We start from the raw sequence: 8,711 nt of genomic DNA, 5'->3' as shown, positions 1-8,711 counted from the left end.
AGGTCAAAAATGAAAGAGGCCGCCAACTGAGGCGACCTCCAATTCGCGAGCAACTCAGAAAGGCGGCTGCCCCGGTCCCGACCCCGGACCAAACGGGCCGCGCTGATTGCCTGGGCCCTGCAAGCCGCCAAAGATCAGGCCGCCGACCCACAGGACGGCGTCTTTGATGGCGCCGCCGATGGCACGGAATGCGTCACCGAGCCAGTTGCCGCCGACGACCATTTCAAGTTCCGAATCATTCAGTTCGATGATTTCCGATTTGGCATGTTCCAAGTTCAGCATTGTGATCGCTCCTATCCAGGTTATGTATGCGAAGATGTTGAAACGTGTGGTTCTCAGCGGTGAAAAATGCCACCAGGCAGCCATGGGTTCGGCCCGGCAGGCTGATGGGTGGTGATCTTTCCATCAACAATCCAAGGGCCGATGCAACCTCCATCATTGATGAAGCCACCGAACACGGCGTCCAACTCACGGTCGTCCAGCTCTTTACGCTCTCGATTGCTGCGCTCAGTCATTTGGGTCTCCCGCTGTCGAGGAAGGGATTATTCCCTCCCATCTGGTGTCGCAGGAATATCGCGGCCGGTTTGTTTAGACTGTGATGCGAGTCACAGGAGCGCATCGAGTGGGACGCAGGGCGAGTTTGGGTCGCGGCCGGCGCCTCGGATAGGCGTCACCTCTCTAGGATATACCGGAAGCGTTGTGGGTGCAGGTTTTGACCCGAAGCAGCCGAGCGGTTGCGCACTAGGGATTGTCCTTGGCGGCATCAATTTTGGCCCGGGCAGACGCCTCAAAGCCGGGAGAGAATGGAACTTAAAACCCCGGTCGTCGCGTCGATAACCTGCACGGCTTGCTGAGACTTCGCCAACGCCAGAGCTGACCTCGCGCATTGATCGGGAAGTTGCGCAATCTTCTTGCGCTGGCTGGTCAGAATATTGGTCGACTGCTCGACGGCAAATTTCACCACATCGCGGGTCGGGTCATTCTCACCGACATTAGTCAGTTCCTTCTCGATTGTAATCAGATATTCGAAACTGGACAGCTCTTGGGAAATCTCGGCCAGATTTTGAATCGTGGACTTGACGCAAACTACTTCGACAGCGGGTATGTCGGTCCGCTTCGAGGTCTGGACGAGGTCCGCCATCAAGCCGGCAAACATCGGCCTGAGATCTTCGACCCTCTTCAAGTCAGCGGGGCTCAGGACTCCAGCAATGCTTATTTTCGTCGCGACCAGCAATCCAAGGCATTGCCACGCTAGCCGAGTGGCGACCACACGGGCGGTTGCGGTAAGTGTGACGCTATCCGCTTGCCATCTCATCTGAGGCGCTCGATATCGCTTCCGCGACAAATTCATCAAATTCTCCGTGTGAGCTTAGCGCCGCACAACAGATCGCTCAATCGTATTTTCGGCAAGGGCCGCGCGCGGCTGGCCGGCAAGGCTCGTCGCGACCCGTTGTGCAGAAAACGGCTCCTATGTATCATTGGAGCATACTCCGGGCGTTTGACGCTGATTTTGACGAACGACAAGCGGTTGCGCCGAGTTAATTGCGGGGAGATTGAGGCGTGAATGATGGCCCCGAACGTATTTTCCGCGCCAGCGCGTTGCAACGCGCGGCGTCGCCCGACGAGCTCGACCATCTCGTCTCTATCACCAAGCCGGCCGACTGGATCCTGGCTGCAGTCGTGACGGTCGCACTGGTTGCGGCGATCGTCTGGGGCATCTACGGCCGGATTCCGTCGCGCGTATCGGGACAGGGAATTCTGGTCGGCAGCGGCCGCGTCGTCGATGCAGTTTCTGCCGCGGAAGGACGGCTCGCTTCGCTCAGCATTTCCGTTGGCGACCATGTCGAACACGGGCAGTTGATTGCCCAGATATCGCAGACCGACATCGAGCAGAAGTACGCAAACGCGGTGGAGACCTACAAGGAGCGCCAGCGGGAGCATGACGACATGGCCGCGAAGGTCAGGTCGGAACTCGCGGTCAAGGCCTCCAATTTCGAAAAGCTCGAGATCGCCTTCAACAAGGTTATCGAGGCGACCGGACAGCGCGTTCAGTCGCTGGACGTCGACGTGAAGAATCTCGAGCAGCTCATGGCCAAAGGGCTGACCACGCGGAAGACGCTGGAGGATCGCCGTCTTGAGTTGACCGAGGCGCAGCAGCGCCGGATTGACTCGCAAAACGAGATCCTCAAGCTGCACGCACAGAAATCCGATCTCGAAACCCAGCGCGAGCATGAATTGCAGCAGGCCGAGTTCGCGGTCAATAATGCGCGCCGTGAGATGCAGGCGCTCGCCGGAACCTTGGGGCGCAATTCGCAGGTTCTCAGTCCGATCACGGGGCGCGTGCTCGAAATCAAGATATCGACTGGTTCGGTGCTCGCCGTCGGCACGCCGGTCGTCCTGATTGAAGATGAGGGCTCGAAGCTCGAGGCGGTGGTCTATATCCCCGCCGAGCAGGGCAAGAGCGTCAAGCCGGGCTCCCAGGTGCGCATCGCGCCCAGCACGGTCAAGCGCGAGGAGTTCGGCACGATGATCGGGACCGTCTCGAGCGTGTCGGAGTTTCCTGTGACTCCGCAGGGCATGACCGCGGTGCTCCACAACGACCAGTTGGTTAAGGTGTTCTCCCACGACGGCGCGCCCTATGCTGTCGCCGTATCCCTGGAGCGGGACGACACGACGACGAGCGGCTATCGATGGGCCGTTGGCAAGGGACCGCAGGTTCACCTGACCAGTGGCACGCTCGCCCAGGCCGAAATCACCACCCGAAACCGGCGCCCGCTGGATCTCGTTGTTCCTTTCCTCAGGAAGCTGACCGGGATCGATGGATAGTCCTGCTCAGCCAACTCCGGGAGTCAAGAAAACGCCGACCGTCCTGCAGATGGAGGCGGCGGAATGCGGCGCGGCTTGTCTTGCCATGGTGCTGGCGCATCATGGCCGGTGGGTGCCGCTCGAGCAGTTGCGCGTCGAATGCGGCGTGTCACGCGACGGTAGCAAGGCGAGCAACGTCGTCAGGGCCGCACGGCGCTTTGGCCTATCTGCCAAGGGATTTCGGCAGGAGATCGCGACACTTCGCACAACGCCGACGCCTTGCATCATTCACTGGAACTTTAATCACTTTGTCGTTCTCGACGGGATTGATGGCAAGTTCGCCTACATCAACGACCCCGCCTTTGGGCGAAGGCGAATTGGCCTCGATGAGCTCGACAGGAGTTTTACCGGTGTCGTGCTCACCATGGAGCCCGCGGCCGGGTTCGTTGCGCAAGGAAGCAAGCCCGGCGGACTGCGCCTGTTGGTCCGTGAGTTGCGCGGCTCGAAATCTGCCATCGGACTTCTTGTCCTGCTCAGCTTCGTCATGGTTATTCCGGGCCTTGTCGCCGCGAGCTTCTCGAAGATCTTCATCGACGACGTCTTGATCCAGCATTTGGACGGTTGGTTGCGTCCCCTTCTGGTCGGCATGGCCATCACCGCACTGATCCGTACGGTTCTGACGCTGCTCCAGCAATCCCTGCTGCTGAGGCTGCAGACGAAGCTATCGGTTGTGATGATCAGCCGGTTTCTCTGGCGGGTGATGGCATTGCCGATGGAGTTCTTCACGCAACGCCACGCCGGAGACATCGCGACGCGCGTCCTGGCCAACGAGCAGATCGCGCGGCTGCTTGCGGGCGGAATTGCGGCGAACGTGCTCAATCTTACCTCGGTCGTGTTCTTTGCATTCGCGATGGCAGTCTATGATCTCGGGCTTGCCGCGATTTGTATCGCGTTGTCGCTGCTCAACGTTTTGTTCTTGCGGCTTTCGCACCGGCGCCGCGAGGACCTTAGTCGCGGGCTCTCACAAGAGCGCGGAAAGTCGCTGGGGGCGGTGGTCAGCATCGTCAGGACGATCGAGACAATCAAGGCAAGCGGCCTGGAGGACGAGGCGTTCGGACAATGGTCCGGTGTTCAGGCCAAGCTTCTCAACGCAGAGCGCGAACTCGCCTCGTCGTCGATCATGCTCGACATGATCCCGACCCTGATCTCCGGACTGACCATGACGGCGATCCTCATCCTTGGAGGTTTGCGGGTGATTGAAGGGTCGCTGACGCTCGGCAGCCTCGTCGCCTTCCAGTCGCTGATGGCAAGCTTCTCGGAGCCTGTTGCAACGCTGGTCAATCAGGCCAGCGGCTTTCAATTGATCCGGGGCGCGCTTGACCGCCTCGAAGACGTCTACAACTATCCGCTCGGCGACAAGCCGAAGGATGGCAGATCCGAAAGGCATTTCCCCGCCAAGCTCGCCGGACGCGTCGAACTGAGGAACGTGCAGTTCGGCTATTCGCTGCTCGAGCCTCCCCTGATCTCCGACCTTTCGATTGCCGTCAGTCCGGGATCGCGCGTGGCGCTGGTCGGCGCATCCGGAAGCGGTAAATCGACGCTGGGCCGCCTGATTTGCGGCCTCAACAAGCCGTGGGCCGGAGAGATCCTGATCGACGGGGCCCCGCTTGGGGACGTTCCGCCCGAGATCCTCGCTAACTCCATCGCCTATGTGGACCAGGATATTTTCCTATTCGAGGGCACGGTCCGCGACAATCTCACGCTTTGGGACCGGACGACGCCGGACATCGATCTGACGAGGGCGCTGAAAGACGGGCAGATCCAGGACGAGATCGCCATCAGGACCGGCAGCTACGATACTTACGTCAGCGAGGGTGGAACCAATTTCAGCGGAGGGCAGCGTCAGCGCATCGAGATCGCGCGTGCTCTCGTCGGCCGCCCCTCCGTCATCGTTCTCGATGAAGCCACGGCTGCGCTCGATCCGGTCACGGAGAAGGCGATCGACGATAATCTGCGCCGATCCGGCTGCAGCTGCATTATCATCGCGCATCGTCTGAGCACGATCAGGGATTGCGACGAGATCGTCGTGTTGCGGCAGGGCAAGGTCGTCGAGCGCGGGACGCACGAGAGCCTGCTGGCCCTCGACGGCGAATATGCAAGGCTGGTGTCCCAGGAATGACCCACTCGGCTGAAAACATCGTGTCCGGCGCGAGCCTCGTCTCGGCGGAACTGTCGATCGACATGACGCTCGATGGCCGCAGGCCCATCCGGCTCGATCACCACGGCCATGTGTTGGAGGTTGTCGCCGGTCATCTCGACATCTTCGCTGTCGATGTCCACGATGACGAATACGGGAGCAGACACCATCTGATTCGGATCGAGAGCGGCGATGTCGTCCCCGATCTCCCGGCGCTCGAGGTGTCGGCAGGAGGCAGCGTGAGCTTCATCGCGGTCGGCACCGACAGCACGCGCATGTCTGCGCGTTCCAGGTCTGATCTGACATCGGCAGCTCAGGCCACGCGCTGGATCGAACAGCTGGCGCGCTTCGTCGCTGGACCTGCGCCGCTGTGGCAGATGGCCGAGTTGCCGGAGGGCGAAGCCCAACTGTCCCCGAACGAATGCGGCCGGGGACCGATGCGCGGGCTGCTCTGGCTAACGGTGGAGCGCGGCGACCTCAGGCTGATGGGCGTTGCCGTTTCTTGCGCCGCTGGAAGCCAGCCGCTGCCGCTCACCTCGGGCTTGTGGGTCGAGGCGGGCGAGGAAGGGTGTCGCGTGGTCGCAGCCGGCGTGGCGCCGGCCTCGATCTGGCCGGCAATCGATCAGTTCCACCAGATATTCGTCGCCTGCGTCCAGCGCATTTTGGTTCATGAGAGGCTGAGCGAGAGCGACCGTCTGGTGAGCCGGAACGCTCTCGCGGCGTCGCAGTCCATGGAAGCCTTCGATCGCCTGTCCGGCATCATCGTGCGGCGTTTCAATCATGATGCGGTCGATGCATCATATTCCGACCGGCTGGCCGGAGCCTGTCAACTTGTCGGAAGCGCGATGCGCACGCCAATTGCGATCACCAGCCGGGTCGATGGCAGCCGGCAGGAATTCGCTGACGTGACGCAAATCGCGCTGGATGCCCGTCTGCGCCTGCGGCAGGTCCTGCTCCGGTCGGACTGGTGGCGAACCGATGCCGGTCCGCTGGTCGGCTGGTTCGGCGAGAAGCGCGAGCCGGTCGCTCTGGTCTACGAGCCGCGCCGCGGCTACATCATAATCGATCCGCTGACCAAAGCGCGTTGGCCGGTCAATCGCGCCGTGGCGGCGCAGATTGCTCCGGAGGCGGCGATGTTCTATCCGCCGCTGCCCTCCCGCTCCCTGAAGTTCAAGGACCTTCTTCAATTTGCCCTTCGCTATGCGCGTGGTAGCGGTCTGCGCATCGCATTGGCGGTCGTTGTCATCGGGCTTCTGTCGCTGGTGACGCCCTTTGTCGCGAAGCTGCTGATCAGCTCGATCATCCCGAGATCGGAGCTTGACCAGCTCGTCTTCTGCGCTCTCGCGCTGGGCCTGACGGCACTGGCGGTAGCCAGCGTCCAGGTCATGCAGGGCCTCGTCATGCTCCGCATGGAAGCGACGATCGACTGGCGATTGCAGTCGGCGATGATCGATCGCCTGCTAAGGCTGCCGACCGCCATCTTTCGGGAATTCACGGCGGGCGAGCTGGTCGACCGCGCGATGGGGATCGACGCCGCGAGGCGTGCCCTGACGGGCCACGCATTGCGCGGCATGATCGCAGGCCTGTTCTGTATCTTCAGCCTCGGCTTGATGATCTACTACAGCCCGAAGCTGGCGTTGCTCGCGATTGGGCTGACATTCGTCAGGGCGGCCGCCATTATCTCCACCAACCTGCTGCGGCTGTATTTCGAGAACAAGCACTTCAACCAGCAGGGCAAGGTCAGCGGATTCGTCCTCCAGTTGCTGACGGGTGTCGGCAAGTTGCGGGTGTCGGGGGCGACCGGGCGCGCGCTCGGAATTTGGTCGAAGCAGTTCGCGACGCAAAAGCAGTATTTCGTGTCCTCGCAACTTGCCGGCAACGGCCTCGGCGCGTTCGAGACGGCATTTCCGACGATCGCGACGCTGATCATCTTTGCCTATGCATCCTATTCGAACAGCAACCTGCTCACGGATCTCGGCACGTTCTTCGCGTTCTTTTCCGCTTTCGGGCAATCCATGGGCGCCGTCGGCTCCTGGGCCGGCGGTGTGAGTGAGGCGCTCATCGCGATACCGCCGCTGCTCCGGTTGCGGCCCCTCATCGCGAGCCCGACGGAGATTTCAGACGACCGCAAGCCGCCGGGAGAGCTGTCCGGCTCGATCGAGCTTGCGCGCGTGTCCTTCCGGTATCTGTCGAGCGGCCCTCTGGTGCTCGACAACGTCACATTGAAGATCGCGCCGGGCGAATACGTCGCGATCGTTGGTCCATCCGGAAGCGGTAAATCGTCATTGTTTCGGCTACTGCTGGGGTTCGAGCGGCCAGAATCGGGCGCGGTGTTCTACGACGGAAAATCGATCGAGGTGCTGGATGCGAGCGCCTTGCGGCGCCAGCTCGGTGTCGTCCTGCAGAGCGCGAAGCTCACGAACGGAAACATCTACGAGAACATCTGCGGTGGACTTCGGCTGCCGCTCGATCAGGTCACGGAAGCCGCCCGGCTCGCGGGCATAGAAGACGACATCAACACGATGCCGATGGGCCTGCTGACCCAGGTGTCCGAAGGCGTGAGCACGCTCTCCGGAGGGCAACGACAGCGCATCATGATCGCGCGGGCCATAGCGCGGCGTCCGCGCGTCCTGCTGTTCGACGAGGCGACGAGTTCGCTCGACAATCGATCCCAGGCCATCGTTAGCGATGCGTTGGAAAATCTGAATGTCACCCGGATTGTCATCGCTCACCGGCTGAGCACCGTCAAGACGGCGGATCGGATCGTCGTTCTGGTCGACGGAAAGATCGTCGAAACCGGGACGTTCGAGGAGTTGACCGCCGCTGCCGGAGCTTTTGCGGCGTTTGCGCAGCGGCAGATGCTTTGATCGCTTGCTTGAATCGAGATTAGCGCTTGCAGTGCCGAGGTGCCGCGATGGATACGACTAGAACCCCATCCATCTGTGCCAGCCTCGATGCGGTCATGTCGGCGCGAACGGCTCTGTCATCGGTCATCAGAACGCGATCACCGTGCAAGGGCGCAGTCGTGTCGATCTCCTGACAACCTTGTGCATTGCAAGTGCGAACTCATTTCCCGCAAAAAAGTCCGTCGTCTGCATCTGTGACTCGCATCACAGTCTAAACAAACCGGCCGCGATATTCCTGCGACACCAGATGGGAGGGAATAATCCCTTCCTCGACAGCGGGAGACCCAAATGACTGAGCGCAGCAATCGAGAGCGTAAAGAGCTGGACGACCGTGAGTTGGACGCCGTGTTCGGTGGCTTCATCAATGATGGAGGTTGCATCGGCCCTTGGATTGTTGATGGAAAGATCACCACCCATCAGCCTGCCGGGCCGAACCCATGGCTGCCTGGTGGCATTTTTCACCGCTGAGAACCACACGTTTCAACATCTTCGCATACATAACCTGGATAGGAGCGATCACAATGCTGAACTTGGAACATGCCAAATCGGAAATCATCGAACTGAATGATTCGGAACTTGAAATGGTCGTCGGCGGCAACTGGCTCGGTGACGCATTCCGTGCCATCGGCGGCGCCATCAAAGACGCCGTCCTGTGGGTCGGCGGCCTGATCTTTGGCGGCTTGCAGGGCCCAGGCAATCAGCGCGGCCCGTTTGGTCCGGGGTCGGGACCGGGGCAGCCGCCTTTCTGAGTTGCTCGCGAATTGGAGGTCGCCTCAGTTGGCGGCCTCTTTCATTTTTGACCT

The 8,711-nt window shown here is 61.0% G+C and carries 8 protein-coding genes and 1 pseudogene; 5 read left to right on the top strand and 4 right to left on the bottom strand.

The window, feature by feature from the left end:
- Window positions 1-54: 54 nt before the first annotated feature.
- The 3 genes from UP10_RS20930 to UP10_RS20925 all read right to left on the bottom strand — a co-directional run bounded on the left by UP10_RS20930 (window position 55) and on the right by UP10_RS20925 (window position 1,183).
- Window positions 55-282: a hypothetical protein gene (locus UP10_RS20930; RefSeq protein WP_044588932.1), complete on the bottom strand. Its 228-nt coding sequence runs from the start codon at window positions 280-282 to the stop codon at window positions 55-57.
- A 53-nt stretch (window positions 283-335) separates the two neighbouring features.
- Complete coding sequence (locus UP10_RS44470; protein ID WP_156180165.1) at window positions 336-515, bottom strand: hypothetical protein; 180 nt, start codon at window positions 513-515, stop codon at window positions 336-338.
- Window positions 516-787: 272 nt separating this feature from the next.
- Complete coding sequence (locus UP10_RS20925; protein ID WP_245321800.1) at window positions 788-1,183, bottom strand: hypothetical protein; 396 nt, start codon at window positions 1,181-1,183, stop codon at window positions 788-790.
- A 377-nt stretch (window positions 1,184-1,560) separates the two neighbouring features.
- Here UP10_RS20925 and UP10_RS20920 point away from each other — a divergent pair, with 377 nt between their 5' ends.
- From UP10_RS20920 to UP10_RS20910, 3 genes are read left to right on the top strand one after another with little or no spacing between them, the layout of a single operon-like run.
- Window positions 1,561-2,826 (top strand): NHLP bacteriocin system secretion protein, encoded by a 1,266-nt coding sequence (locus tag UP10_RS20920; protein ID WP_044589188.1) that lies wholly within the window; start codon window positions 1,561-1,563, stop codon window positions 2,824-2,826.
- On the top strand, window positions 2,819-4,984 hold the full coding sequence (locus tag UP10_RS20915; RefSeq protein ID WP_044589187.1) for an NHLP family bacteriocin export ABC transporter peptidase/permease/ATPase subunit: 2,166 nt from the start codon (window positions 2,819-2,821) through the stop codon (window positions 4,982-4,984). The genes UP10_RS20920 and UP10_RS20915 overlap by 8 nt, the downstream gene beginning before the upstream one ends.
- Window positions 4,981-7,869 (top strand): NHLP bacteriocin export ABC transporter permease/ATPase subunit, encoded by a 2,889-nt coding sequence (locus UP10_RS20910; protein WP_044589186.1) that lies wholly within the window; start codon window positions 4,981-4,983, stop codon window positions 7,867-7,869. The genes UP10_RS20915 and UP10_RS20910 overlap by 4 nt, the downstream gene beginning before the upstream one ends.
- Before the next feature lie 70 nt (window positions 7,870-7,939).
- On the opposite strand, the pseudogene UP10_RS46710 reads toward UP10_RS20910, so the two are convergent.
- A pseudogene (locus UP10_RS46710) lies at window positions 7,940-8,041 on the bottom strand (rhodanese-like domain-containing protein); the annotation flags it as partial.
- Between the two features lie 155 nt (window positions 8,042-8,196).
- Between UP10_RS46710 and UP10_RS44465 the strand changes: the two are divergent.
- On the top strand, window positions 8,197-8,376 hold the full coding sequence (locus tag UP10_RS44465) for a hypothetical protein (protein ID WP_156180165.1): 180 nt from the start codon (window positions 8,197-8,199) through the stop codon (window positions 8,374-8,376).
- 53 nt (window positions 8,377-8,429) lie between these two features.
- Window positions 8,430-8,657 (top strand): hypothetical protein, encoded by a 228-nt coding sequence (locus UP10_RS20900; protein WP_044588932.1) that lies wholly within the window; start codon window positions 8,430-8,432, stop codon window positions 8,655-8,657.
- The last annotated feature ends 54 nt before the right edge of the window (window positions 8,658-8,711 follow it).

The organism is Bradyrhizobium sp. LTSPM299 (assembly GCF_000938235.1).
GTDB lineage: Bacteria > Pseudomonadota > Alphaproteobacteria > Rhizobiales > Xanthobacteraceae > Bradyrhizobium.
This window is presented reverse-complemented; position numbering and strand designations above follow the sequence as displayed.

What these genes read in the sequence shown, in the direction of transcription:
- UP10_RS20900 (WP_044588932.1), top strand. Translation starts at nt 8,430, where the DNA reads ATGCTGAACTTGGAACATGCCAAATCGGAAATCATCGAACTGAATGAT.
- UP10_RS44470 (WP_156180165.1), bottom strand. Translation starts at nt 515, where the DNA reads ATGACTGAGCGCAGCAATCGAGAGCGTAAAGAGCTGGACGACCGTGAG.
- UP10_RS20915 (WP_044589187.1), top strand. Translation starts at nt 2,819, where the DNA reads ATGGATAGTCCTGCTCAGCCAACTCCGGGAGTCAAGAAAACGCCGACC.
- UP10_RS20930 (WP_044588932.1), bottom strand. Translation starts at nt 282, where the DNA reads ATGCTGAACTTGGAACATGCCAAATCGGAAATCATCGAACTGAATGAT.
- UP10_RS44465 (WP_156180165.1), top strand. Translation starts at nt 8,197, where the DNA reads ATGACTGAGCGCAGCAATCGAGAGCGTAAAGAGCTGGACGACCGTGAG.
- UP10_RS20910 (WP_044589186.1), top strand. Translation starts at nt 4,981, where the DNA reads ATGACCCACTCGGCTGAAAACATCGTGTCCGGCGCGAGCCTCGTCTCG.